We start from the raw sequence: 23,786 nt of genomic DNA on the forward strand, positions 1-23,786 counted from the left end.
CGACGGAGAGTGAGGGGCGGCGAGGTTCGGTGCGGGCTGGGCTGGCCGTTCAACGCCGGTCGTTGCGGCGCATGGCGCTGGCGGCGAAGCCGGCGATGGCGGCAAGCCCCAGCGCCCCTGCCGCAGTCATGAACCGCACCGTGGACCCCGTCAGGCGGAGGGCATCGTCCTTGGCCTCGTGGCTGAACGACCCGCGGACCGCGTGGCGGCCCGGAACCGGCTGGAACAGATTGTCCTGGCGGTCCGGCTCGATCTTCTCTGGCCGGCACTGGCCTTCGAAGGTCGTGCGCGCGAGGTAGTGGTCCACAAGCTGCGGCGCCAGCATGTCGCCCACGATCGCCATGTCCGTGCTCGATCCGAGCCAGTATTCGCGCTCGGCATGGTGCGCCGCATGGACGATGGCATCAGCGGCCACCTCCGGCTGGTGGACCGGGCCGGCCGGGCGCGGCTGGCAATCCATATGCGAGCGGGCCCAGTTGAACTGCGGCGTGTTCACCGCCGGCAGGTGCACGGCCGTCAGGCGGATCCGGCTCTGGGCATAGAGCAGCTCGGTGCGCAGCGAATCGGTGAAACCGCGGATGGCATGCTTTGCCCCGCAATAGGCCGACTGCAGCGGGATGCCGCGATAGGCCAGGGCGGAGCCGACCTGGACGATGGTGCCGCGGTCGTTCGGGCGCATGTGCCGAAGCGCCGCCATGGTCCCATGCACGTAGCCGAGGTAGGTCACCTCGGTGACGCGGCGGAACTCCTCCGGCGTGACCTCCCAGAACGGGGAGAACACGGTCGCCATGGCATTGTTGACCCAGACGTCGATCTCGCCGAACGCGCGCTCGACCTGTGCCGCCGCGGCGAACACCGCATCCGCATCGGCCATGTCGGTCGGCACGACGAGGCCCTGGCCGCCCAGCCGCTGGACTTCCGACTGGACGGAGCGCAGCGCGTCGGCATCGCGGGCGAGAAGGCCGATCCGATAGCCGTCGCGGGCGAAGCGATGGGCCACTGCCCGGCCGACGCCGGCCGAAGCGCCCGTAACGACGACGACCCGGCCTGCGGACGGATCGGAACTGACGACGGTCGACATCTGGCCTCCAAGCTGCGCTGCGTGGTCTGCCGTGGAGGGCATCCACGAAGATGAACAGCGACGGGGAGGTAGAGTTCCGACCGGTGGCTGGTGCCTAGCTCAGTCGCGCCTGGTCACGCGGCGATGGCGTCGGTCGAGATGGGCCTCGACCTCGTCCAGCCCGATACCCTCACGGGCCAGGCGCGCCAGGGTGAAGTAGAGGATGTCGGCCGCCTCGTGGACCACGTGCTCGCGGTCGGAGGCCTCGATCAGCTCCTCGCATTCCTCCCTGAGCTTGGCGGCGAGAAGATCGGGATCGGCGAAGAGCCGGGCCGTGTAGCTGCCTTCTGGCGCGTGTTCGCGCCTGTCCAGCAGAAGACGGGACAAGGCACCCAGGCCACCATCCTCGCCAAAGCAGGTACGGCAGCCGAGATGGCAGAACCCGACGCCATGCTGCCGGACGGTGAAGCGCAGCGCGTCGCGGTCGCAGTCGGGCGCGACCGACAGGAGTTCCTGGATGTGGCCGCTCTGCTCGCCCTTGCGCCAGAGGCTGTTGCGGGACCGCGACCAGTAGATGCCCCGGCGCTCGGCCACCGCGTGCCGGATGGATTCGCGCGACGAATAGACCAAGCCCAGCGCCACGCCCCGTTCATCGGCCACGACCGTGGGGAACAGCCCGTCCGGGCGGTCGGAGACGAGCGGTGCCGCGATCGCATCGCCCAGGTCCATCCGCCCAGAATAGAGCGCCATGCCGACCTGGGCATCCGCACTCATCCGGTCGAGCTCGGCCAGTTCGTCCAGGCTGGTGACACCCCCGGCAATCGTGACCTTGGCCGGTGCGGCCGCATCGACGATGGCCTTGGCGAAGGCCAGGTCGGTGCCCTGCATGCGACCCTCGCGCTCGACGAAGGTCACGAGGAAGCCGCCGACATGCTGCTTCAGCTGCCCGATCCGGTCGAGCACGGTGGCACCCGTCCCGACCGTCCATCCCTCGACCACGACCTCGCCATGGCGCGCGTCCAAGGCCGCGATCAGCCGGTCCTTCGGCAGTTGCGCCAGGAGATCCGGCCTTGCTGCCGTGCCCAGGATGATCTGGGACGCCCCCTTGTTCAGCCAGTGCAGCGCGCGCTCGAGCGAACGGATACCGCCGCCCACGCGCACGCGGCCCATCGGGATCAGCCGCTCGATCACCACGTCGTTGTCGCCGGTGGAAAGCGCGCGATCCAGGTCGATCACCGCGACGTCGCCGGCCAGGCGGAATCGTTCCATGATCGGTCCGGGATCACCGGCATCGATCGCCTTTTTCTCGCCGCCGATCAACTGGACGGCCTGACCGCCCTGGAGGTCGATCGAGGGGACGATCATCGCCGCACCACCACGCCCTGCTCGGCCAGATAGGTCTTCACGTCGCCCACCGTCGTGTCGCCGTCATGGAAGATGGAAGCGGCAAGCACGGCATCCGCGCCCGCCTCGAAGGCTTCCTTGATGTGCTCGGCAGAGTTCGCCCCGCCGCTGGCGATGACCGGCACGTGCACGAGGCCGGCAACCTTGCCGGTCAGCTCCAGATCGTAGCCGGAGCGCGTCCCGTCGCGGTCCCAGGAGGTCAGCAGGATCTCACCCACCCCCAGGTCCTGCGCCTGTTGCGCCCAAGCCAGGGCATCCTTGCCGGTGCCCTGCCGGCCGCCCTGGACGAGGACCTCGAAGCCTTCCAGGTCCTGGCGGGCGTCGATGGCCAGCACGCAGCACTGGGCGCCGAAACGCTGCGAGATCTCGGCCAGGAGTTCCGGCCGGTCCACGGCTGCCGTGTTGACGCTCACCTTGTCTGCCCCGGCTTCCAGCAAGGCGGCTGCATCGTCGGCAGTGCGCACGCCGCCTCCGATGGTGAGCGGGATCGACAGCACCCGGCGCACCTGGCGCACGGTCTCGTGCTGGTGCCCCCGGCCGGCGGGCGTTGCCGCGACGTCCAGGATGACGATCTCGTCGGCACCCTGCTCCTCGTAGAGCGCAGCTCGCTCGGCAGGATCGCCAGCGTCACGGAGACCCTGGAAGCGGATGCCCTTGACGACACGGCCGTTCGCCACGTCGAGGCAGGGAATGATGCGCTTCGTGAGCATGTCAGCGCTCCAGAAAGCGGGTCATGAGGGCTCGTCCATAGGCACCGGAAAGCTCCGGGTGGAACTGGCAGGCCAGTAGGTTGCCCATTTCCAGCCCGGCCACGAACAGCCCGTCATGATCGGCCAACGCCACCGAGCAGCCAGGTGCGGCCAATGCTCGGTAGCTGTTGGCGAAGTAGGCATAGCCGTCCTGGAGCAGCGTGCAGCCGCTCTGCGCCTCGACATGGTTCCAGCCGAACTGGGGCACCCTCACCTCGTCGGAGAAGCGGCCGATATGCGCTTCCACGATGCACAGGCCCGCCACGTCCGGGCTCTCCTCGGAACTCTCGAACAGGAGTTGGTGGCCGACACAGATGCAGATGGTGGGACGATCCGCCTCGACCCGGCGACGCAACGCCTCGTCCAGCCCCTTGGACTGGAGCGCCGCCATGGCTGGACCGAAGGCGCCGACGCCGGGCAGCATGGCATAGGCCGCATCGCGCACCCGTACCGGATCGTCGCTCACCACGGGCTCGGCCCCGATCCGCGCCCAGGCGGCCTGTACCGACGCGATGTTGGCCACGCCCGTGGGAACGATCACCACCTGCCTGGTCATAGGCTCCCCTTCGTGCTCGGCACGTCGCTCTCGCCGGTGCGAGCCACCGCACGGCGCAGCGCGATCGCCAGGGCCTTGAAGGCGGCTTCCGCCTTGTGGTGGTCGTTCTCGCCTTCCAGCACGTCGACATGAAGCGCCAGCCGGCCGGTCATGGCCAGCGACTGGAAGAAGTGAACGAGGTTCTCGGTGGCGACGTCGCCCACCATCTCCCGCACGAACGGGATCTGGACGCGCGCGTAGGGCCGGCCCGACAGATCCACCACGACCCGCGCCAGTGCCTCGTCCAGCGGCGCGTAGGCATGGGCGAATCGCTCGATCCCGCGCCGGTCACCCAGTGCCTGGTCCAGGGCCGTGCCCAACGACAGCGCGGCATCCTCCACGCTGTGATGGTCGTCGACATCCAGATCGCCGTTCACCTGCAGGTCCAGGTCGAGCCGGCCATGCTTGGCCAGGGCGGTGAGCATATGGTCGAGGAAGCCGATGCCGGTCTGGATGCTGGCCTTGCCGGTGCCGTCCAGGCCGAGCGTCAGCCTGATCTCGGTCTCGCTGGTCGAGCGCTCGACGGTGGCAGTGCGGGGGTCGTTCAATTCATTGGCTCCAGGCGGCACGACTGGACGAAGGAGGGATCAGGGCACGATCTGCGCGATATCCGAGACGACGATGTCCGTGCCGCCGGCCGCCTTGATCGTGGCGATCAGGGTGGGCAGCCCATCGCGCGGCACGGCCGCCTTGACCGCAAAGCCGGTGCCGGCATGCAGCGGCGAGACGGTAGGATAGCGCATGCAGGGCAGGACTGCGACCAGGGCTTCCAGCTGACCTGGCGGCACATTGATTTCGACCATCACCCGCTTGCGCGCATCCATGACGGAGCGAACCAGCACCACCAGATGCTCGATCACCTCGCGCTTGGCGGGATCGTCCATCGACCCCGGATGGGCGTAGAGCCGGGTCGAGGAGCGCAGGAGCTCCGCGAAGATGGCCAGGCCGTTCGCCTTCAGCGTGGCGCCGGTGGAGGTGTTGTCGACGATGCAGTCGGCATCCTCGGGCGGAAACACCTCGGTGGCACCGTAGGTCCGGACCACCCGGCCCTCCAGCCGCTCGCGCTCCAGCCAGCGGCGGGTCAGGCGCTCGTACTCGGTCGCCACCAGGAACGGGCCCGGCCGCGGCCGGCCTTCCTGGAGGAAGGAGGGCTCGCAGGCAGCGACGATCCGCACCGGGTCCATGCCGGTGTCGAACAGCTCGACGAGCTCGACCTCCTTTTCCGCGACCCAGTCGGCCCCGGCGAAGCCGACGTCGCGCGAGCCGACATGCAGCATCTCGACGATGTTCTGCGGTTTCAGGAGCTTCGTCTCGAAGCCCGGCAGCGACAGGGTCGGACGGTAGCCCCGCCGATCGAAGGTCAGACGGATGCCTGCATCGGCCAGGAGGGTCTGGACGTTCTCCTGCATCCGCCCCTTGGGCAGGGCCAGGTGGACGACGGTGGGGTTGGACAAGACGGCGGATCCGGGAAATGTTGCCTGCCCGCTGCAGGTCAAGCGCGCTCGCCTATAGACGCTTTGGCCCACCCTGCGCAAACACCGGGCTCAAGGTTCGGCAAGTTGCCGCGTCGGGAGGAGGATCGCTGTGAGCAGGTTCGGGCGGCTGTTGGCCGTGGGTGCCGCGATGATGGGCTTGGCCGGCTGCGGGAAGATGCCGTCCATGGAGATCTTCAAGCCCGGCCGGCCGGCACCGGGGGTCAACGCCGATGCGGCCGCCTGCCTGTTGATCGATACCGACATGGCGCTGGACGATGCGCGGGCCATTGCAGCCAGCGTACCGACCGACAAGGTACCGGCGATCGTGGTGACGGGCGGGGTCACGCGTGCCGAACAGGGAGCCACGGCCGCAGCCCACCTCGTCTCGACGAGCCGCAAGGACGTTCGCATCCTGGTCGGCGAGAACTCACCCAGTCCCACCTCTCCCGACTGGCTGCGCCCCGCCCGCGAAAGTGCCGAGCGGCTGGGCTACCTCCTCGCGACCACCGTTCCGCTGGATCCTCCGGAAACCTATCTCGCGCATTCGGTCCAGCTGGCGGTGCGCGATTGCGCGACCATCGACGTCCTCCACCTGGGCCCTTGGAGCTCGTTCGCGGTCTATGGACCGGAAATCGCCGGCAAGCTGCGCCGGATCGTCGCCCAGGGAGTGCCGCCCTCCGAGGGCGAGCCGCCCGGATTCAATTGCAGCTATGACCTCGAAGCCTGCAGGACGGTCCTGGAGGATGACGCGTTCGCCGAGAAGATCACCTGGGTGGCCCTGCCCCGCAACGCCGGCCAGGGCTTCGTGCCGGGACCCGACATGGTGAAAGGCCTGGCGACGACCGGGCTGCCGGCCACCATCGCGGTCATGATGAGCATCGATCCGTCCACCGTGGCGGACGGCTATATCTGGGACGATACGGCCGCCCTTTACTGGCTCTACCCCAACCTGTTCGCGCGCAAGGGCAACCATGTCGAGCCCAAGGCAGGTGCCGAAGAGCTGAAGGAGAATTGGCGGATCGCGGTGAACGAGGCGATCGAGCGCCAGAACTGATCCCTTGGCCGAGACGGCCGTGGCGAGCGCCCGCGGCCTGCTCGGCCAGAAGCCATCCACGTGATGGACGACGCAGCCACACAAGCGGATCCGCTCACGCCAAGAGGATTGGCGACGGATCGACGGTGACTTGTCGAAGAGGGGGTGGCTGCGCCATGCAGCAAAGGATGGCTCCCCGGGCCGGACTCGAACCAGCGACCCAGCGGTTAACAGCCGCTTGCTCTACCGACTGAGCTACCGGGGAACGTGGCGTGGCTTTTAAGAGGACCCCCGGCCCTTGGCAAGACCGTATCGACCGTCCATCGATGAAGGCCTGTCCAACTCGCGAACCGGTATCCTGGATGAGCTTTGCGCTCCTGACCCGCCTGCCCGCCGCCCGTGCCCACCAGTGGCAGCGCCTGCTGAGCGAGGAACTGGACGGTGCGCCCGTTCTGCTGGGCCCGCCGCACGGCACGCCTGAGGAGGCCGCCCGCAAGCAGGTGGAGGTGCTGTTCGTCGCCGATCCGGCGCCGGGAACCTTCGGCGACTGGCCGGCTGCAAGGTTCGTGCAGTGTCTTTGGGCCGGCGTGGACGGGCTGCTGGCCGATTCGTCCCTGCCGCCGGCGCTGCCGCTGGCCCGCATGAAGGATCCGGCTTTCGCCGCCACCATGGGGGAGACGGTGGCGACGCTGGTGCTGAGCCTCCATCGGCAGTTGCACCGCTATCGCGCCCAGGCGGCCATCGGCCTTTGGCGGCCCCTCGAGCAGCCACGGGCCGGCGAGCGGCCAGTCGGCATCCTCGGGACCGGCGAGATGGGACGGCAGGCCGCCCGCACGCTCCTGGCACTCGGGTTCCAGGTGGCCGGCTGGAGCCGGCATGGCCAGCCCGTGCAAGGCGTCACCATCCACCAAGGCGAGCCTGGTCTGGCAGCCATTCTGGCGCAGAGCGAGATCCTGGTGAACCTCCTGCCGCTGACGGCTGCCACCCATGCACTGCTCGACCGGAAGCGACTGGCCCAGATGCCGAGGGGCGCCTCCCTCGTGAACCTGGGCCGTGGCGAGCATGTCGTCCTTCCCGATCTCCTCGCTGCGCTGGACGCCGGGCATCTCGACCACGCCGTGCTCGACGTGTTCCCCGACGAGCCCCTGCCGGACGATCATCCGTTGTGGCGCCACCCCGGCGTGACCGTCCTGCCGCATGTGGCGGCCGTCACCGATCCGCGCAGTGCCGCCCCGATCGCGGCCGCCAACGCTCGTAGCTTCCTGGCGGGGCAGCCGGTCGACGCGCTGGTGGACCGGCAGCTGGGCTACTGACCGAACAGGACCGCTGGACGCGCCGTCTCAGGCACAAAGGGCCAGGACGTGGCCATCATGGTGGCTAGAAGTCCTCGCCACCTCGCTCGAGAACTGCTGGCGGGCCCGGTAGTCGGGGCGCAGGTCCTTGTCGGCGCACCAGGCGCGAAAGGGATCAGGCTGGATCAAGACCTGGATCACGGGCAAGCGCAGATCCTGGAACTGATGGTACGTTTCCGTCGCTGCCTGAAGCCAGTCGTCGAAGATGTACGGCAGCCGGTCACCGTCGGTGAACATGCGTCGGAGATCCGGATAGTCGTCCCGGTGGAACCAGGGCAAACCAATGGGGGCGGACATCGCGACCTCATGTCGGTGACCATGCGGTGTCGGAGGAATGATCCTGTGGCACCGCAAAACAGACGGGACGATAGCGGCTTCTTTCGACAGGGTAAGTGATAAAAAGCACAGGCCGCGGCCGGTCCGGCCACCCTGCCTTCAGATGGTCACGTGGGTACCGAGCTCGACGACCCGATCGGGCGGGATGCGGTAATACTCAGTCGTGTCATGGGACTGCCGCATCATCCGGATGAAGAGGGCGTCCTGCCAGCTGGGCATGCCACCCTTGGCCGCCTGACGGATCTGGCGGCGCCCGAGGAAAAACGACGTTCCCATGATGTCGAACTTCAATCCTTCGCCTCGCGCCTTCTTCAGCGCGCGAAGGAGTGTCGGGTCCTCCATGAAGCCGTAGCTGATTTCCAGCGTCGAGAAGCCGGTGGCGACCTTGGTGAGCGTGATCCGCTCGGCGTCGGCGACATAGGGCTGGCTGGCGGTGCGAACGGTGACGAGCACGTTCGATTCGTGCACAACCTTGTTGTGCTTGAGGTTGTGGAGAAGGGCAGCCGGTGCGTTGTGCGGGTTGCTCGTGAGGAACATCGCAGTGCCCGGCACCCGCACGACATCGGAGCTCTCGATGGACCGGATGAAGGCCGCAAGCGGAGCGCTGTCGCGGCGGACCTTCTCGGACACGATCCGGGTGCCGCGGATCCAGGTCCACATCAGCAGCATGATCACCGCGCCGAACAGGAGCGGGACATACCCCCCGTCGGGGAGCTTGAGCAGGTTGGCGACGAGGAAGGCACCGTCAATCACCAGGAACGGAGCCACGACGAGCAGGGCGAGCGGCACGCCCCACCGCCACGAACGGGCCAGCACCACGACGGCAAGCAGGCTCGTGACGATCATCGTGCCGGTGACAGCGACCCCATAGGCGGAGGCCAGGCGGCTGGAACTGCCGAAAAGGAGCACGAGGGTCACGACGCCCGCCAGCATCAGCCAGTTGATCTTGGGCAGATAGATCTGCCCATGTTCGGACTCCGATGTCTGCTGCACCTCGAGATAGGGAAGCAGGCCCAGCTGCATCGCCTGGCGGGTCAGCGAGTAGGCGCCGGTGATGACCGCCTGGCCGGCGATGATCGTGGCCAGCGTCGCCAGCACCACCATCGGCAGCCGCGCCCATTCCGGCGCCGAGAGGAAGAAGAGATCCTGGATGGCGGCAGGCTCCGCCAGGGCGAACGCCCCCTGCCCCACATAGTTCAGGACCAAGGATGGGCAGACGAAGCCCAGCCAGGCCATCCGGATCGGGTTGCGGCCGAAATGACCCATATCCGCATACAGTGCCTCGGCGCCGGTCACTGCCAGGAACACCGAGCCCAGCACGGCGAACCCCAGCAGCCCATGGCCGAACAGGAAGCCCAGCGCATGCGCCGGGTTGAGCGCGTAGAGGATCTCCGGCGCGTTGCCGATATGGGAGACGCCCACGGCGGCAATCACCAGGAACCAGACGACCATGATCGGGCTGAACAGGCTGGCCACCTTCGCCGTGCCGAAGGACTGCACGACATAGAGGCCAACGATCACCGTCAGCGCGATCGGGATGACATAGGGCTGCACGCCCGGGCTCACCGTCTTCAGCCCCTCGACGGCCGACAGCACCGAGATCGCCGGCGTTAGGATCGCATCCCCGTAGAACAGGCCGGCGCCGGCGATGCCCAGGCCGAGAACGACGGTGCTCCGCTTAGCCAGCGCGGTCTGAGCCAGCGACATCAAAGCGAGTGCCCCGCCCTCGCCACGATTGTCGGCACGCAGGATCAGCGCCACGTATTTGAGCGTGACGACCAGGACCAGCGACCGCACGAGCAGCGACACGATGCCGATGATCTCCTCGGGAGTCGGTACGTCGCCCAGGTGAAGCAGCGACTCCCGCATGGCGTAGAGCGGGCTCGTGCCGATGTCGCCGTACACCACGCCGATGCTGCCCAGGACCAACGGCCAGAAGCGGCGCGTTGGATGGCCGGCATCTTCCGCTGCAGATTGATCCGTCATGGCCAGCTAGGTCCCCACAGGAGGCCCGGCCTACGAGCCGCTGGGCGGGCCGCCAGGCGACTTCCGCTCGCGCGCCACGCCAGGCCACGGCCATTCCGCCCGAACTGCTCCAAGCTGCCAGGTCGCATGCGTCCGAGGCTCCTGCCCTGGATGAGCGAGACCGGCCCTACCCGATAGGGGTGGTTCTGACCAGATCGAGGTCGGGAACAGGCGGATCGTCCGGATGGGCGGTGACCAGTTGCGCCTTGTCAGGCCTCGTTCGCGGCGAGACCGTGCCGTTCCAGGCCCTCGTCCGCCCGCGGCCCGGTCAGCACGATCTGCAGCCGGTCGTTCGGCAGCGGCCGCTGCAGGGCGAGCGCCTCGTCGACCGGGCCAGTGAGCCAGGCGTCGCACTCCTGCCGTGTCGTCAGCAGGACGGGCATCGCCTTGGGATGGATCGGCCGAACGACGTCATTGGCCTCGCAGGTAAGAAAGGCAAAGAGGCGGTGCTCGCCGGTGACCGGCTCGGCCTTCGTGCCGCGCGTGCCTGTCCAGGGCCGCCACAGTCCCGCGAAGGCGAAGGCCGGCCGTTCCTCGTCCAGCGCGAACCAGTGCGGCACCTTCGGGCGGCCCTCGGTGTACTCGCAGAATGAGGTGGCCAGCACGAGGCAGCGCCAGCCGGGCTTGAGCCAGCCCCGCCAGTACGGGCTCTGCACGTTACGGATGTTGGTGACAGGGCGGCTGGCGAGCTTTGGCGGCGGCGGAAAGCCCCAGCGCATCATGGTCAGCTCGCGCACGCCATCCTGCGCCGAGAACACCACCGGCGCCATCTGATCGGGAAAGATCGCGGGCATCGGCGGAAGATTGCCGGTCGTGTCGCGCATGGCACCGGTGAAGGCGCGGATGGCGGCCTGACCCTTGGTCAGCGAATACAGGTTGCACATGGCCTTCCTCCGCCCTCGGGCGCCGTCCTTGCCGATCAACCTTGCGAGTCGCACCTGGGTGCCGCCCTTGCCCTGGCGCTCGCTGCCGTGGGCGCGGCGGAGAGGTCAGCCGGTGCCGTCCCGTTCCCGGTCACGCCCGCGCATCATCTCGATCTGGATCTCCTGGATCTCCAGGAGCCTTGCCCATTCGCGATGGAGCAGATGGTCCAGCTTCTCGTGCAGGAGGCGGATCTCCAGTTCGGCTTTCATGTTGACCAGATAGTCGTTCTCCGCGCGGCGCCGGTCGCGCGCTTCCTGCCGGTTCTGGCTCATCATGATCACCGGCGCCTGGATGGCGGCCAAGCAGGAAAGGATCAGGTTGAGCAGGATATAGGGGAACGGATCGAAGGCCCGCATGCCCAGCATCACCGTGTTGAGCGCCATCCAGGCGACCAGCACGACGCCGAACAGGATGATGAAGGTCCAGCTGCCGCCGAACGCGGCAACCCGGTCCGCGATCCGTTGCCCGGTCGTCGTGGTCCGGTCGATCTCGGCGTCCACCGGGGCGGACACCAGGTCGTGGCTGGCCAGCCGCTCGATCATGGCCTGGTCGAGTTCGGCGATCTCGCCGATCTGCTCCTGCAGCACCCTGCGGACATGCTGGACCCGGAAACGGTCGAGATCGTCGCGGCAGATGAACCCGGACGGGTCCAGGTCCGGCCGTTCGGCGTGGATCTGGTCGAGGACCTGCGGGCGCAGCAGACCCAGCGGCGTGAGCTCCCGGAACGGCAACGTCCTTCCGCAGATGCGGCAAACGGCCTCGTCCGTGGCTGCCTCCTTCGCCGTCATCCCCTGCCTGTTCGCGAACAAACGTCCTGGGTAACGATCACGCGCCACGCGCTGGCCAGCCAGCGGGCCCGCTGTCGACGGCAGCCATGGCACCGGTTGCAATGATGGAGGCCGGAGGGGGAATCGAACCCCCGAATAGCGGATTTGCAGTCCGCTGCATTACCACTTTGCTATCCGGCCATGCCGGCGGGTTCTAGGCTCGCGCGGGGTGCGGGTCAACGTGCCGAATGGACCGGCATGGTTCAGCCGCATCGACAGGACCATGACCAGCTTGCTATGGACCGGCCGCGCCCCACTGGCACTCGCGGGCGAAGGGAACTGGGACATCGACATGACCGATTTCGCTGAGCGCCGTCGCCTCATGGTGGAATCCCAGCTCCGGCCGAGCGCGATCGACAACGAGCACGTGCTGGAGGCGATGGGCGCGGTGCCGCGTGAAGCCTTCCTTCCGCCGGAGCTCAAGGGCGTGGCCTATGGCGACGAGGACATCCTGCTGGGGAACGGCCGCCAGCTGATCGAGCCGCTGGTCCTGGGCAAACTGCTGCAGGCAGCGTCGATCAAGCCCACCGACAACGTGCTGCTGCTGGGCTGCACCACCGGTTATTCCGCAGCGGTTCTGTCGCGGATCGCCAAGTCCGTGTTCATCGTCGACGAGGACAAGGAGCGGCTGGCCGACGTCGAGCGCCTGCTGGGCGAGCTCGGTGATGACAGGGTCGTCGCCGTCCATGGCAAGCCGGCCGCGGGTTTCCTCAGCCATGCTCCCTACGACGTGATCGTCATCGCCGGTGCGGTGCGGCAGATACCCGAGGACCTGAAGGTGCAGCTCGCCGATGGCGGCCGCCTGGTGACCGTGCTCATCTCCGGACGGGCCGGAAAGGTCATGGTGGTCACCAAGTTCGGATCGGCTTACGGCACGGTCACGCCGTTCGATGCGGCTGCACCCGAGGTGGCGGCCCTGCGGCCGGCACCGACCTTCACCTTTTGAACAGCAGGGCGGGACCATGGCAGTGACCGAACAGCCGCTGGCCATCGAGGTCGAGGAACTGGCGGAGCGGCGTGCGGGACCGGATGCGCCGGTGATCCTGGACGTGCGCGAACCGCACGAGCTTGCCATATGCCGCTTCCCGGAAAGCCTGGATATCCCGATGGGCAGCCTGCCGCAGCGGATCGACGAGCTGCCGACGGACCGGCCGATCGTGGTGGTGTGCCGCTCGGGCGCCCGCAGCATGCGGATCACCCAGTGGCTGCGCGCGCACGGACGGGACGATGTCAGCAACCTGACGGGCGGCGTCCTGGCCTGGTCGGCACGGATCGACCCATCCTGGCCGACATACTGATCCGGTGGCGCAGCCGGTCGATATTTACTGATTTAGTTCTACCCAGGATTGCAACCGGGCTCGACTTGGAGCTACGATGCCTCCCATAGCGACACGGGCATGCCCGGCGTCGCGACGTGACGGGGCGGCAGCAACCGCGCGAGGACGAGATGAGCGAACCCGAGAAGGACGCGCCCGAACCTTCGATGGAAGAGATCCTCTCCTCCATTCGTCGGATCATCGCGGAAGAGGACGACGATGCTCAGGCCCGCCCACAAGCGGGTCAGGCGCGGCCTGCGCCGGTCGATCGGCCGGGCGATGACGTGCTGGTTCTCACGGATCGGATCGATGATGGTCCGCGGCAGCCTGTGCCGGCCCTCGCCGCCCAGCAGGATCCACCGGTGGTCCGTGTCGCGCCAGCCCCGTCCGCCGAACCGCCCGCACCGGTAGCTCCCCCTGCAAAGGTGGCGCCAGTCCAGCAGGAATCGTCCATGCCCGAACAGAGCGCGCTCGTTTCGAACACCGCGGCCGCCATCAGTGCCGCCGCCTTCTCCAAGCTGGCTCGCGCCGCCGCGCCCAATGCCAACGAGCCGCAGTCGCCGATCTCTGGCATGACGGTCGAGCAGTTGTTGATGAGCATGCTGGAGCCGATGCTGAAGGACTGGTTCGACAAGAACCTGCCGGCCGTCGTGGAGCGGATCGTCGAGGAGGAGGTCAAGAAACTGGTCCGTCGCGCCGAGCTGCAGTGAGCGGCTCCGCCTGATCGCTGATCCGGCACGCATGGGCAGGGATCTCTTTCGGCAGACGGCGAACCGTCTGGTTCGATGACCACCGGCCGGTGGCGGCGACGTTCCTGCCCCGACTTGTTCCGCCCTGTCCTTTCCCTTACATCGCGGGTCGCTTCTGCCCATCGCTCCGGGCACCACTAGGATTCCGCCGATGCTCGACAAGACCTACCGACCGGCCGAGGTCGAGGCCCGTCTCTATGCCGACTGGTTGGAACACGGGGCCTTTGTAGCGAGCGGCAACGGCGAGCCCTGGTGCCTGATGATGCCGCCGCCCAACGTCACGGGCAGCCTCCATATGGGCCATGCCCTGACCTTCACGGTGCAGGACACGCTCACCCGTTTCGAGCGCAAGCGCGGTCGCCGTGCGCTTTGGCAGCCCGGCATGGACCATGCCGGCATCGCCACGCAGATGGTGGTCGAGCGCAAGCTGGCGTCCGAGGGGAAGGACCGCCGCGCCATGGGCCGCGAGGCCTTTCTCCAGGCGGTCTGGGCCTGGAAGGAGGAGAGCGGCGGCGCCATCGGCCGGCAGCTGCGCCGGCTCGGTGCCTCGCCGGACTGGTCGCGCGAGCGCTTCACCATGGATGCAGGCCTGTCGGCGGCCGTGGCGAAGGTCTTTGTCGAGTTGCACCGCCAGGGGCTGATCTACAAGGACAAGCGGCTGGTCAACTGGGACCCCAAGCTGCAGACCGCGATCTCCGATCTGGAGGTGGTGCAGACGGAGATGGACGGACATCTCTGGCACTTCCGCTACCCGATCCTGGAGCGGCCCGGCGAGTCCATCACCGTGGCGACCACCAGGCCCGAGACGATGCTGGGCGATACAGGTGTGGCCGTGCACCCGGACGACGAGCGCTACCGGCACCTCCACGGCCTTCATGCAGTCCTGCCGCTGGTCGGCCGCCATCTCCGGATCGTCGCCGACAGCTATTCCGACCCCGAAAAGGGCACGGGTGCCGTCAAGATCACGCCGGCCCACGACTTCAACGACTTCGAGGTCGGCCGGCGGCACGACCTGCCGCAGATCTCGGTGCTCGACCGCGAAGGCCGGATCACCGGCGACGAGGTGCCGCCCGAGTATCGCGGCCTCGACCGCTTCGAGGCCCGCAAGCGGATCGTCCAGGCGATGGAGGAGCAGGGCCTGCTCGACAAGGTCGAGAAGCACCGTCACGCCGTTCCGCACGGCGACCGCTCCGGCGTGCCCATCGAGCCGTTTTTGACCGACCAGTGGTACTGCGATGCGGCGACGCTGGCAAAGGCCCCGATCGAGGCGGTGGAGAGCGGCAAGACCGTGTTCGTGCCCAGACAGTACGAGAACACGTTCTTCGAGTGGATGCGCAACATCCAGCCCTGGTGCATCAGCCGTCAGCTCTGGTGGGGCCACCAGATCCCGGCCTGGTACGGACCGGACGGGCAGGTGTTCGTCGCGGAGAGCGAGGCCGATGCCGTGGCCGCCGCGTCGGCACATTATGGCCACGGCGTCGAGCTGACCCGCGACCCCGACGTCCTCGACACCTGGTTCAGCTCTGCCCTCTGGCCGTTCAGCACCCTGGGCTGGCCGGAGAAGACCCCGGAGCTGGACGCCTTCTACCCGACCGACGTCCTGGTGACCGGCTTTGACATCATCTTCTTCTGGGTCGCCCGGATGATGATGATGGGCTGCTGGTTCATGGGCGACGTCCCGTTCCGCACGGTCTACATCCATGGCTTGGTCCGCGACGAAGCCGGCCAGAAGATGTCCAAGACCAAGGGCAACGTGGTCGACCCGCTCGACCTCGCCGACGAGTACGGCGCAGATGCGCTGCGCTTCGCCATCCTGGCCTCGCTGGCGCAAGGGCGCGACATCAAGTTCGGCGAGAGCCGCGTCCAGGGCTACCGCAACTTCGTGACCAAGCTCTGGAATGCCTGCCGCTTTGCCGAGATGAACGGCGCCGTGCTCGACCCAGCCTTTCGCCCGGCCGACGCGCGGCAGCAGCTGAACCGCTGGATCCTGGGAGCGCTGGCCTCGACCGCCGCCGAGGTGACCGCGGCCCTGGAGGCCTATCGTTTCAACGATGCGGCACTGGGCCTTTACCGGTTCATCTGGGACAAGTTCTGCGACTGGTACCTGGAACTGGCCAAGCCCTTCTTCCAGGGCGGCGACGATGCGGAGGCGGCTGCCGAGACGCAGCGCACCATGGGCTACGTCATCTCCACGACGCTCCAGCTTCTCAACCCGCTGGCGCCGTACGTCACCGAGGAACTGCACGCACGCCTGTTCGGGACTCCGGAGGGAACGCTGATCCGCGACCCCTGGCCGGAGCCGGCGGCCGAGACGATCGATCCCAAGGCCGTGCAGGAGATCGAGTGGCTCATCGGCGCCATCTCCGCCGTCCGGGCCGCGCGTGCCGACGTCAACGTGCCGGCCAGCGCCGTGCTCGACCTGCAGGTGGAACAAGCCTCCGACATCACCCGGGCGCGGCTCGAGCGGCATCGCCCTGCCCTGGAGCGCTTGGCGCGGATCGGCGCAGTCCATGTCGATGCACCGCGCCCGACAGGAGGTCTCGTCCAGCTCGTCGTGGAGGAGGCGACCTTTGTCCTGCCGCTGGGTGACGCCGTGGACCTGGATGCGGAGCGCAAGCGCCTGGCGAAGGAGATCGACAAGGCGAGGAAGGACGCAGCATCGGCGCAGGGCCGGCTGGCAAATCCGGGCTTCCTGGCCAAGGCCGAACCGGAGGTGGTCGAGGAGACCAGGACGCGCGTGGTGGAGCTGACCGAGCGGGCAGCGCGGCTCGAGGCAGCCTTGGCGGCACTCTGATCGGCTGGCGCCGCATGCCAGCAGCCCAATCCAGTCCGAGGGCCATCAGCCAGCGTCGCCTGCCGCCATCCAGTCATGCAGCCGCTGAGCATCGGGACCAAGTGGGCGATCCTCGTCCAGGAACGGCACCTTCTCGCGGACGCCTTCGTGCAGTTCCCGCAGCGCACCGCCCAGCCGGAGGTCTGGCTGGAGGTCGGCGGCCTGCGCTGCGGCGAACAGTTCGATCGCGATCAGATGGCGCCAGGCGTCCAGCATGGAGGCCGTCTTCTCCACGACGAGCGGGCTCTGCGTGGCGTGATCTTCCACGCCTTCCGAAACCGGCATGACATCCAGCATCACCGGTGCCGCATGCCGGTGCAGGTCGGCCAGGAGCGCCATGACGGTCTTCTGCAGAGGGACGAAACCAGCCGCCGTGCCGCCATGCGGACTAAGCGAGCGCGGGAGGCTGGCGCGCTGCCCGTTGCTCAGGTGCACGAACCGGGCAGCTCCCGCCTGAGCTGCGTGGGCCACCGCCAGTCCCAGGTTCTCGAACGCCAGGGCAAAGGCCGGGGTGGCGAAGTTGCCGGTCGAAACGACCTGGTCCGGCTCCTGCAGCACGAGCGGATTGTCCGCGGCACTGTTCAGTTCAGCAGCGACCATTCCCAGCGCGCGCTCGACGGCGTCGTGCAGCGCACTGGAGATCGACGCGAGGCAGCGGAACGACAGCGGATCCTGCAGGGCCACGGCCTCGTATGTCGTTCCTGCCAGCAGATGGCGCAGCCGCGCTGCGGTCGACACCTGTCCTGCGGCAGACCGAGCCTGCTGGACCCGATGATCGAAGACCAGCGGATTGGCCCGGATGGCGGCAAACCCGAGCATGCCCGCCTGTTCCTGCCAGGCAGCCAAGTCGGCAGCCTCCCTGGCGACCAGCGCGCCGGTGGCGACCGACACGGCCGATGCGTTGATCAGGGACAGGCCGTCCTTGGCACCCAGCTGTACGGGAGCCAGCCCCGCCCGCTGCAGCGCCATCCCGCCGCTCGACAGCTCCCCCTGATACTCCGCCTGCCCCTCACCGATCAGCACGAGTGCCACATGGGCCAGCAGTCCGAGGTCGCCCTCCCCGAGCGAGCCCCGCTGCGGCACCAGCGGATGAACGCCCGCCTCCAGCATGGCGAGCAGGGCCTGGAAGACATGCGGGGAGATGCCGGAGCCGCCCTGGGCCAACGTGGCAAGGCGTGCGGCCATGATCGCGCGCACCGCCTCGGTCGGCATCGGTTCGCCAACGCCAATAGCACGGCCGCGCACCAGCCGGTTCTGGAACCCGGACAGGTCGGGCGCAGATGGCGCATCCGCGACATCCAGACCGACCTTGGCGCCGAGGCCGGTATTCAGGCCATAGATGCGCTGGCCGGACGCCGCGACCTGCTCGAGCGTGCGTCTCGCTGCCGCCAGTCGGTCCAGGAGACCGGGATCGGCCTCGATCCGCGCCCGGCCGCCGGCCAGCAGCACGATGTCGTCGGCGGACACCTCGCCGGCTCCGAGCCGGACGACCTTCATGCGTAGCGCAGGCGCTGGCCGATCCCCAGCCGTGCGGCCTTGTCGAGCAGCGTGTGGCCCAGCGCAATGTCGCTGAGCGACAGGCCGCGGTGCCAGAACAGGATGGTCTCGTCCGGCCGCTCGCGACCTGGCTTCTCCCCCGCCACGATCTGGCCGAGTTCCGCGTGGAGGTTGGCCTCCGACAGCCGCCCGCTGTCGACATGGGCCCGCAGCGAGCCGAGCTTGCCCGCGCGGGCCTGTCCCCAGTCGTCGACCACGATCTTGTCCATGATGTCGGTCAGCGACAGCTCCACGGCGCTCATGGTGCCGTAGGGCATCACCAGGGCGCCCCGCTTGATCCACTCGGTCCGCAGCATCGGTTCCGGCGCGTTCAGCCGCGACGCCTCCACCACGATGTCGGCTCCGTCGACGCAGGCATGCCAGTCGGAAACCGCCGTCACCGTCTTGCCGAGATCCCGGCTGAGCCGCTCCGCAAACGCGTCCTGGCTCTCCTTCCGCCGCGAATGCACCCTGATCTCGGCGAAGTCGAACAGCCGGTCGAGCAGCCGCACGTTCCAGTATGATGTCCCCCGCGCGCCGATATGGCCGAGGATCCGCGGGTTCGGCGGCGCCAGGTATTTGCCGCCGAGTGCCGTGACGGCGCCCGTCCGCATCTCGGTGATCGCCGTGGCGTCCAGGATCGCGACCGGACGGCCCGTGCGGGGATCGAAAAGATTGAGGATCCCGAACTCCGAGGGCAGACCCTGCCGCCAGTTGTCCATGAAGTCGCCGACCACCTTCACGCCGGCCAGGTCCAGCGGCGCCACATAGCCGCGCAGCACGTTGAAGTGGCCGTGGAAGGCCGGATCGGGGGTGAGGTGCATCCTGGGCTCGATCACGGTCTGGCCAAGGCCTTGCGCCCGCAGGCCGCCCTCGACGGCACCGATGATCTCCTCGTCGGTCAGCGCCAGCGCCTCGACGTCCAGACCGTTCAGCCAGGTGATGTGCAGCTCGGCCAAGCCTGGTGCCTCCTCTTCAGCTCTGCTCGTTGCGCTCCCTCGGGCCGAACTCTTCGACCAACGCTTTCACGAGGATGGTCAGCAGCCCGATCAGCGCCAGCACGGAAGCGGCGGCGAAAGCGCCAGCCGCGTTGTAATCGTTGTAGAGCAGTTCGATCTGCAGCGGCAGGGTGTTGGTCTGGCCGCGAATGTTGCCGGACACGACCGACACGGCGCCGAACTCGCCGATCGTGCGCGCCGTGCACAGGATGGCGCCATAGAGCAGCGCCCAGCGGATGTTCGGCAGGGTGACCCGCATGAACATCTGCCAGCCGCTCGCGCCCAGCGAGCGGGCCGCCTCCTCGTCCTCCGAGCTTTGCGTCTGCATGAATGCGATCAGCTCGCGGGCGACAAACGGGCTCGTCACGAACAGGCTGACCAGGATGATCGCCGGCACGGAGAACATGATGCGCAGGTCGTACTGCTGCAGCCATGGCCCGAGCAGGCCCTGCGCCCCGTACAGGAAGAGGTAGATCACGCCGGCCACGATCGGCGAGATCGAGAAGGGCAGCTCGATCAGGGTGACCAGGAAGGACTTGCCGCGGAAGGAGAAGCGGGTGATCGCCCAGGCCGCCGCCAGCCCGAACAGCAGGTTGACCGGAAGCACGACCAGGACCGTCAGCACGGTCAGCCAGATGGCATGCAGCGTGTCGGGTGCGGCCAGGTTCTGCAGATAGGGACCGAACCCTGCCGCGAGCGCCTGCACGAAGACGACCGCGACGGGAGCCACCAGGAAGAGCAGGGTGAGAAGGACGCCGGCGCCGATCAGGGTCCGGCGAACGAGCGGCGCGTCGCCAGCGCGTCTGGCTGTGGGCTCGCGCATGACCTAGCTCCGCTCCGCAAAGCGCAGCCAGCGTGCCTGCAGCAGGTTGGTGATGGTCAACATGACGAAGGCCGCCAGCAGCATGACGCAAGCCAGGCCCGCCGCGGATGGATAGTCGAATTCCTCCAGCCGGATGAAGGCCAGCAGCGATGTCACTTCGGTCTCGAACGGAAGGTTGCCCGCGATGAACACGACCGCGCCGAACTCGCCCAGCGAGCGGGCGAAGCCCAGGGCACAGCCGGCAACCCAGGCAGGCAGCACCATCGGCAGGATCACCCTGGCGAAGATCTGCCAGTCACCCGCTCCCAGCATCCTGGCTGCTTCCTCGGCATCCGCCTCCAGGTCCTCCAGCACCGGCTGCACCGTGCGTACGACGAACGGGAAGCTGGTGAACGCCATGGCGACCGCGATCCCGGCCGGCGCGTAGGCGACCTCGATGCCGAGCGGGGAAAGCAGGCTTCCGAACCAGCCGTTCCTCGCGAACAGCTCGGTCAGCGCCAGTCCTGCCACCGCGGTCGGCAGGGCGAACGGCAGGTCGACCAGCGCGTCCAGGAAGCGCCGTCCCGGGAAGTCGTAGCGCACCAGGATCCACGCCAGGAGCAGCCCGTAAAGGCCGCTGAACAGTGTTGCCGCCGCCGCCATGGTGAGCGTCACCCGGTAGCTGGCCAGCGCACGGGGACCGCTCACGACCGCCAGCAGTTCCGCCGGTCCCATCTGCACCGCCTTCAGTACCAGGGCGGCCAGCGGCAACAGCACGATGATCGTCAGATAGCTCAGCGTCAGCCCGAGGGAGAGGCCGAACCCCGGCAGGGCGCTTCTCTTCACCATGAAGCCTTCAGGCTGGACGGGAATGATCCCGGCGTCGCTGGACTAGTGGTGGAGAGGGCACCAGTCCAGCTTGCAACCGGAGCGGATCAGCGGTTGACGAGCACCCTGTCCAGGATGCCGCCTTCGGCCAGGTGCTCCTGGTTGACCTTGGCCCAGCCGCCGAACACGTCGTCGACGGTGAAGAGCCGGACGGGCGGGAACCGGGCGGCGAACTTGGCGGCCACCGTCTCGTCGCGAACGCGGTTGTAGTGCTCCGCCAGGATGGTCTGGCCCTCTGGCGTGTACAGGAACTCCAGGTACGCGGTCGCGACATCGCGGGAGCCGCGCTGGTCAGCTACCGCGTCAACGACGGCGACAGGGAAGTCGGCCTGGATGCTGGTGGACGGGATCACCACCTCGAAGCTGTCCTCGCCGTACTCGCGGCGGATTCCGTTCACTTCCGCCTCGAAGGTCAGCAGCGCGTCGCCAAGCTCGCGCTCCACGAACGTGGTCGTCGCACCGCGCCCGCCCGTGTCGAACACCGGCACGTTCGCCATGAGCTGCTTCACGAAGGCTTCGGCTGCCGCCTGGTCGCCGCCCGACTTGTCCAGCGCGTGGGCGTAGGCGGCGAGATAGGTGTAGCGCGCATTGCCCGAGGTCTTCGGGTTGGGGAACAGCACCTGGGTGCCTTCCTTGACCAGGTCGTCCCAGTCCTTGATGCCCTTCGGGTTGCCGGCGCGCACCAGGAAGGCCGGCAGCGAGTAGTAGGGAGAGCTGTTGTACGGCAGCCTGGACTTCCAGTCGGCCGGGATCAGCTGGCCGCGGTCGTGGAGGATCTGGATGTCGACCTCCTGGTTGAACGTCACGACATCCGCCTGCAGCCCCTCCAGCACCGCCCGGGCCTGCCGCGACGAGCCGCCATGCGACTGCTCGATCGAAATGTCCTGGCCGGTCCTGGTCTTCCATGCGGCAGCGAACGCGGGGTTGATCGCCGCGAACAGCTCGCGGCTGATGTCGTAGGAGGCGTTCAGCATCGTGCTAACGGCGGCGCGTGCGGGGCGAGCGACGGAGATTGCCCAGGGCAGCGCCATGGCGGTCGCGAGCAGGCTACGGCGCTTCATGATCGGTCCTCTGCTTTGTCTGTGTGGCCGGCGGTCGCTGCCCGGCGTGGCGAAGAAAGATCGGGGCGGCTGCTGAACGCGCGCCACCCCGACAAGGAAAGGAGAGAAGCCATCCGGTCGTGCAGACAGGAAGATCGGCAGGTCACACGGAACGACAGAAAACTACTTTGCCAGTCGCCTTTGTCAATTACCGAAGGCTGATGCCGGTGCCCATGAATTCTGAAGCCAGGTTTAAGCCGTGCCGGACTCCTCGCCGCCGCCCGCCGCCTTGTGGATCGGGTCGATCCAGGCCACGGTCTCCGGCTTCTCGACCATCGGGATGTCCAGGTTGACCACCACCGCCTCCTGGTCGCTGCGGACCAGGACGCACTCGAGCGGTTCCGTGTCGCTCGCGTTGATCTCCTGGTGCGGCACGAACGGCGGGACGTAGATGAAGTCGCCCGGTCCCGCCTCCGCGGTGAACTCGAGCTGGTTGCCCCAGCGCATGCGGGCACGGCCACGGAGCACGTAGATGACGCTCTCCAGTTCCCCGTGATGATGCGCACCGGTCTTGGCATGGGCGTGGATCGTCACCGTGCCGGCCCACAGCTTCTGAGCACCCACCCTGGCAAAATTGATGGCGGCTGCCCGGTTCATGCCCGGCGTCTGCGGCGTGTTCGTGTCCAGTTGGTCACCGGGCACCACCCGTACCCCATCATGGCGCCAGTCGGTCGTTGCTTGCTCGGTCATGGCTGCAGTTCTTCCACCTTTGCCGGCGCTGCCTTCTCCTGTCCGCGTCGCGTCGGCGCGTATCAGCGGCAGGAGTTCCCGCCCAGCCTGCCCGGCATCCTCCGGCGGGCCGAAGCCGAGGATCAGGAAGGTCGAGACCCCGGCTTCGTAATGGTCCGTCGACGTTTCCGCCACCTGCCCGGGTGGACCGACCAGGCCGGTCGTGTGCCCACACGCGCCGGTCACCGCGGCCAAGGCCGTCCAGCAAAGAGCCTCAGCTTGCCAATGTCGGGACCGACGCGATCAGCCGCCGGGTGTAGGGATGGTCGGGCGCCTGGAACAGCCGGACGGGCGGCCCCGTCTCAACGACCTCACCCGCCTGCATCACCGCCACCTCGTCGGCGATGGCCTCCACGACCGCGAGATCGTGGCTGATGAAGACATAGGTCAGGCCATGCCGGCGCTTGAGGTCCACGAGCAGGCGGAGCACCTGCACTTGGACGGAGACGTCGAGGGCAGAGACAGGCTCGTCCAGCACGATGATCCGCGCACCCGCCGCCAGTGCCCGGGCAATGCCGACGCGCTGGGCCTGGCCGCCGGAGAACTCGTGCGGGTAGCGATCGAGGAATGTCGGCTCCAGGTCGACCGAGCGCATCAGCTCGACCAGCCGGGCCTCGCGATCGCCGGCGCCCATGCCCACCAGGAATCGGAGTGGAGCGGACAGGATCTGGCGGATCGTCTTGCGCGGATTGAGCGAGGATAGCGGGTCCTGGAAGACATACTGCACCGTGGTGCCCAATGCCTTGGGACCCGCCGCCGCAAGCTCGGCGATCGGCCGCCCCTCCACCTGGATCGCGCCGCCACTTGGCCGGATGAGCCCGACAAGGCAGCGGGCGAGCGTGGTCTTCCCGCAGCCGGATTCGCCGACGATGCCCAGCGTCCGGCCAGCCGGTACGGCCATCGACACCCGCTTGAGCGCGTGGACGGCCGGCCTCGTCTGGCCGAACAGGGAGAAGCGCGCGGGATAGGCCTTCTCGAGGTCGCGGATCTCGACCGCCGGCTGCATGGTCATGGCAGCGCTTCCGCCGGGGCCTGAGCCCGCAGCACGTCCCGCG

The 23,786-nt window shown here is 67.9% G+C and carries 23 protein-coding genes and 2 tRNA genes; 6 read left to right on the forward strand and 19 right to left on the reverse strand.

What is annotated here, in order from left to right; all coding sequences use genetic code 11:
• Positions 1–49: 49 nt before the first annotated feature.
• The 6 genes from VHL31_RS02160 to hisG form a co-directional block, all read right to left on the reverse strand.
• Complete coding sequence (locus tag VHL31_RS02160; RefSeq protein ID WP_329659558.1) at positions 50–1,081, reverse strand: SDR family oxidoreductase; 1,032 nt, start codon at positions 1,079–1,081, stop codon at positions 50–52.
• 99 nt (positions 1,082–1,180) lie between these two features.
• A complete protein-coding gene (gene hisE / locus VHL31_RS02165) occupies positions 1,181–2,425 on the reverse strand; it encodes a phosphoribosyl-ATP diphosphatase (protein WP_329659559.1) in 1,245 nt (414 codons plus the stop codon).
• The gene (gene hisF, locus VHL31_RS02170) at positions 2,422–3,174 is read right to left on the reverse strand and encodes an imidazole glycerol phosphate synthase subunit HisF (protein WP_329659560.1); all 753 of its coding nucleotides are present in this window, start codon (positions 3,172–3,174) and stop codon (positions 2,422–2,424) included. The genes hisE and hisF overlap by 4 nt, the downstream gene beginning before the upstream one ends.
• 1 nt (position 3,175) lies before the next feature.
• Entirely contained in the window at positions 3,176–3,769 is a 594-nt protein-coding gene (hisH, locus tag VHL31_RS02175; RefSeq protein ID WP_329659561.1) for an imidazole glycerol phosphate synthase subunit HisH, read from the reverse strand.
• Complete coding sequence (gene hisB / locus VHL31_RS02180; RefSeq protein WP_329659562.1) at positions 3,766–4,356, reverse strand: imidazoleglycerol-phosphate dehydratase HisB; 591 nt, start codon at positions 4,354–4,356, stop codon at positions 3,766–3,768. The genes hisH and hisB overlap by 4 nt, the downstream gene beginning before the upstream one ends.
• Before the next feature lie 39 nt (positions 4,357–4,395).
• On the reverse strand, positions 4,396–5,262 hold the full coding sequence (gene hisG, locus VHL31_RS02185; RefSeq protein WP_329659563.1) for an ATP phosphoribosyltransferase: 867 nt from the start codon (positions 5,260–5,262) through the stop codon (positions 4,396–4,398).
• A 130-nt stretch (positions 5,263–5,392) separates the two neighbouring features.
• Between hisG and VHL31_RS02190 the strand changes: the two genes are divergently transcribed.
• Positions 5,393–6,337, forward strand: coding sequence for a nucleoside hydrolase (locus VHL31_RS02190; RefSeq protein ID WP_329659564.1), 945 nt, complete (start codon positions 5,393–5,395; stop codon positions 6,335–6,337).
• Between the two features lie 168 nt (positions 6,338–6,505).
• Here VHL31_RS02190 and VHL31_RS02195 read toward each other — a convergent pair.
• Positions 6,506–6,581 (reverse strand) — tRNA-Asn (locus VHL31_RS02195).
• A 97-nt stretch (positions 6,582–6,678) separates the two neighbouring features.
• Between VHL31_RS02195 and VHL31_RS02200 the strand changes: the two genes are divergently transcribed.
• On the forward strand, positions 6,679–7,629 hold the full coding sequence (locus VHL31_RS02200; RefSeq protein WP_329659565.1) for a glyoxylate/hydroxypyruvate reductase A: 951 nt from the start codon (positions 6,679–6,681) through the stop codon (positions 7,627–7,629).
• Positions 7,630–7,656: 27 nt separating this feature from the next.
• Here the strand turns inward: VHL31_RS02200 and VHL31_RS02205 are convergent, their stop codons facing one another.
• The 5 genes from VHL31_RS02205 to VHL31_RS02225 all read right to left on the reverse strand — a co-directional run bounded on the left by VHL31_RS02205 (position 7,657) and on the right by VHL31_RS02225 (position 11,921).
• Entirely contained in the window at positions 7,657–7,965 is a 309-nt protein-coding gene (locus VHL31_RS02205) for a hypothetical protein (RefSeq protein WP_329659566.1), read from the reverse strand.
• 138 nt (positions 7,966–8,103) lie between these two features.
• Positions 8,104–9,990 (reverse strand): potassium transporter Kup, encoded by a 1,887-nt coding sequence (locus VHL31_RS02210; RefSeq protein WP_329659567.1) that lies wholly within the window; start codon positions 9,988–9,990, stop codon positions 8,104–8,106.
• Positions 9,991–10,238: 248 nt separating this feature from the next.
• Positions 10,239–10,913 carry an SOS response-associated peptidase gene (locus VHL31_RS02215; protein ID WP_329659568.1) on the reverse strand — a complete coding sequence of 225 codons (675 nt, stop codon included), beginning with the start codon at positions 10,911–10,913 and terminating at the stop codon, positions 10,239–10,241.
• Between the two features lie 105 nt (positions 10,914–11,018).
• Positions 11,019–11,684 (reverse strand): DUF1003 domain-containing protein, encoded by a 666-nt coding sequence (locus VHL31_RS02220; protein WP_329659569.1) that lies wholly within the window; start codon positions 11,682–11,684, stop codon positions 11,019–11,021.
• 162 nt (positions 11,685–11,846) lie between these two features.
• A tRNA-Cys gene (locus tag VHL31_RS02225) sits at positions 11,847–11,921 on the reverse strand.
• Positions 11,922–12,003: 82 nt separating this feature from the next.
• On the opposite strand from VHL31_RS02225, the gene VHL31_RS02230 reads away from it, so the two are divergent.
• The 4 genes from VHL31_RS02230 to VHL31_RS02245 all read left to right on the forward strand — a co-directional run bounded on the left by VHL31_RS02230 (position 12,004) and on the right by VHL31_RS02245 (position 16,639).
• The gene (locus VHL31_RS02230; RefSeq protein ID WP_329659570.1) at positions 12,004–12,726 is read left to right on the forward strand and encodes a protein-L-isoaspartate O-methyltransferase; all 723 of its coding nucleotides are present in this window, start codon (positions 12,004–12,006) and stop codon (positions 12,724–12,726) included.
• A 16-nt stretch (positions 12,727–12,742) separates the two neighbouring features.
• Positions 12,743–13,078, forward strand: a complete 336-nt coding sequence (locus VHL31_RS02235; protein ID WP_329659571.1) for a rhodanese-like domain-containing protein — start codon at positions 12,743–12,745, stop codon at positions 13,076–13,078.
• Positions 13,079–13,227: 149 nt separating this feature from the next.
• Positions 13,228–13,806, forward strand: coding sequence for a DUF2497 domain-containing protein (locus VHL31_RS02240; protein ID WP_329659572.1), 579 nt, complete (start codon positions 13,228–13,230; stop codon positions 13,804–13,806).
• Between the two features lie 190 nt (positions 13,807–13,996).
• The gene (locus VHL31_RS02245; protein ID WP_329659573.1) at positions 13,997–16,639 is read left to right on the forward strand and encodes a valine--tRNA ligase; all 2,643 of its coding nucleotides are present in this window, start codon (positions 13,997–13,999) and stop codon (positions 16,637–16,639) included.
• Between the two features lie 45 nt (positions 16,640–16,684).
• On the opposite strand, the gene VHL31_RS02250 is transcribed toward VHL31_RS02245, so the two are convergent.
• The 7 genes from VHL31_RS02250 to VHL31_RS02280 all read right to left on the reverse strand — a co-directional run bounded on the left by VHL31_RS02250 (position 16,685) and on the right by VHL31_RS02280 (position 23,743).
• Positions 16,685–18,145: an HAL/PAL/TAL family ammonia-lyase gene (locus VHL31_RS02250; protein WP_329659574.1), complete on the reverse strand. Its 1,461-nt coding sequence runs from the start codon at positions 18,143–18,145 to the stop codon at positions 16,685–16,687.
• Between the two features lie 26 nt (positions 18,146–18,171).
• Entirely contained in the window at positions 18,172–19,173 is a 1,002-nt protein-coding gene (locus VHL31_RS02255) for an ornithine cyclodeaminase family protein (protein WP_329659575.1), read from the reverse strand.
• Between the two features lie 16 nt (positions 19,174–19,189).
• Positions 19,190–20,035, reverse strand: a complete 846-nt coding sequence (gene cysW / locus VHL31_RS02260) for a sulfate ABC transporter permease subunit CysW (protein ID WP_329659576.1) — start codon at positions 20,033–20,035, stop codon at positions 19,190–19,192.
• A 3-nt stretch (positions 20,036–20,038) separates the two neighbouring features.
• On the reverse strand, positions 20,039–20,863 hold the full coding sequence (gene cysT, locus VHL31_RS02265; protein WP_329659577.1) for a sulfate ABC transporter permease subunit CysT: 825 nt from the start codon (positions 20,861–20,863) through the stop codon (positions 20,039–20,041).
• An 86-nt stretch (positions 20,864–20,949) separates the two neighbouring features.
• A complete protein-coding gene (gene cysP, locus VHL31_RS02270; RefSeq protein ID WP_329659578.1) occupies positions 20,950–21,963 on the reverse strand; it encodes a thiosulfate ABC transporter substrate-binding protein CysP in 1,014 nt (337 codons plus the stop codon).
• A gap of 231 nt (positions 21,964–22,194) precedes the next feature.
• Positions 22,195–22,692 (reverse strand): cupin domain-containing protein, encoded by a 498-nt coding sequence (locus VHL31_RS02275; RefSeq protein WP_349262342.1) that lies wholly within the window; start codon positions 22,690–22,692, stop codon positions 22,195–22,197.
• 253 nt (positions 22,693–22,945) lie between these two features.
• Positions 22,946–23,743, reverse strand: coding sequence for an ATP-binding cassette domain-containing protein (locus tag VHL31_RS02280; protein ID WP_414653627.1), 798 nt, complete (start codon positions 23,741–23,743; stop codon positions 22,946–22,948).
• Positions 23,744–23,786 lie beyond the last annotated feature (43 nt).

The organism is Geminicoccus sp. (genome assembly GCF_036263595.1).
Lineage (GTDB): Bacteria > Pseudomonadota > Alphaproteobacteria > Geminicoccales > Geminicoccaceae > Geminicoccus.

Bases quoted from the DNA above. Each gene is read 5' to 3' on its own strand.
- VHL31_RS02160 (WP_329659558.1), bottom strand. From the start codon at position 1,081: ATGTCGACCGTCGTCAGTTCCGATCCGTCCGCAGGCCGGGTCGTCGTC.
- hisE (WP_329659559.1), bottom strand. From the start codon at position 2,425: ATGATCGTCCCCTCGATCGACCTCCAGGGCGGTCAGGCCGTCCAGTTG.
- hisF (WP_329659560.1), bottom strand. From the start codon at position 3,174: ATGCTCACGAAGCGCATCATTCCCTGCCTCGACGTGGCGAACGGCCGT.
- hisH (WP_329659561.1), bottom strand. From the start codon at position 3,769: ATGACCAGGCAGGTGGTGATCGTTCCCACGGGCGTGGCCAACATCGCG.
- VHL31_RS02200 (WP_329659565.1), top strand. From the start codon at position 6,679: ATGAGCTTTGCGCTCCTGACCCGCCTGCCCGCCGCCCGTGCCCACCAG.
- VHL31_RS02205 (WP_329659566.1), bottom strand. From the start codon at position 7,965: ATGTCCGCCCCCATTGGTTTGCCCTGGTTCCACCGGGACGACTATCCG.
- VHL31_RS02210 (WP_329659567.1), bottom strand. From the start codon at position 9,990: ATGACGGATCAATCTGCAGCGGAAGATGCCGGCCATCCAACGCGCCGC.
- VHL31_RS02215 (WP_329659568.1), bottom strand. From the start codon at position 10,913: ATGTGCAACCTGTATTCGCTGACCAAGGGTCAGGCCGCCATCCGCGCC.
- VHL31_RS02230 (WP_329659570.1), top strand. From the start codon at position 12,004: ATGACCAGCTTGCTATGGACCGGCCGCGCCCCACTGGCACTCGCGGGC.
- VHL31_RS02235 (WP_329659571.1), top strand. From the start codon at position 12,743: ATGGCAGTGACCGAACAGCCGCTGGCCATCGAGGTCGAGGAACTGGCG.
- VHL31_RS02240 (WP_329659572.1), top strand. From the start codon at position 13,228: ATGAGCGAACCCGAGAAGGACGCGCCCGAACCTTCGATGGAAGAGATC.
- VHL31_RS02245 (WP_329659573.1), top strand. From the start codon at position 13,997: ATGCTCGACAAGACCTACCGACCGGCCGAGGTCGAGGCCCGTCTCTAT.
- cysW (WP_329659576.1), bottom strand. From the start codon at position 20,035: ATGCGCGAGCCCACAGCCAGACGCGCTGGCGACGCGCCGCTCGTTCGC.
- cysT (WP_329659577.1), bottom strand. From the start codon at position 20,863: ATGGTGAAGAGAAGCGCCCTGCCGGGGTTCGGCCTCTCCCTCGGGCTG.
- cysP (WP_329659578.1), bottom strand. From the start codon at position 21,963: ATGAAGCGCCGTAGCCTGCTCGCGACCGCCATGGCGCTGCCCTGGGCA.
- VHL31_RS02275 (WP_349262342.1), bottom strand. From the start codon at position 22,692: ATGACCGAGCAAGCAACGACCGACTGGCGCCATGATGGGGTACGGGTG.
- VHL31_RS02280 (WP_414653627.1), bottom strand. From the start codon at position 23,743: ATGACCATGCAGCCGGCGGTCGAGATCCGCGACCTCGAGAAGGCCTAT.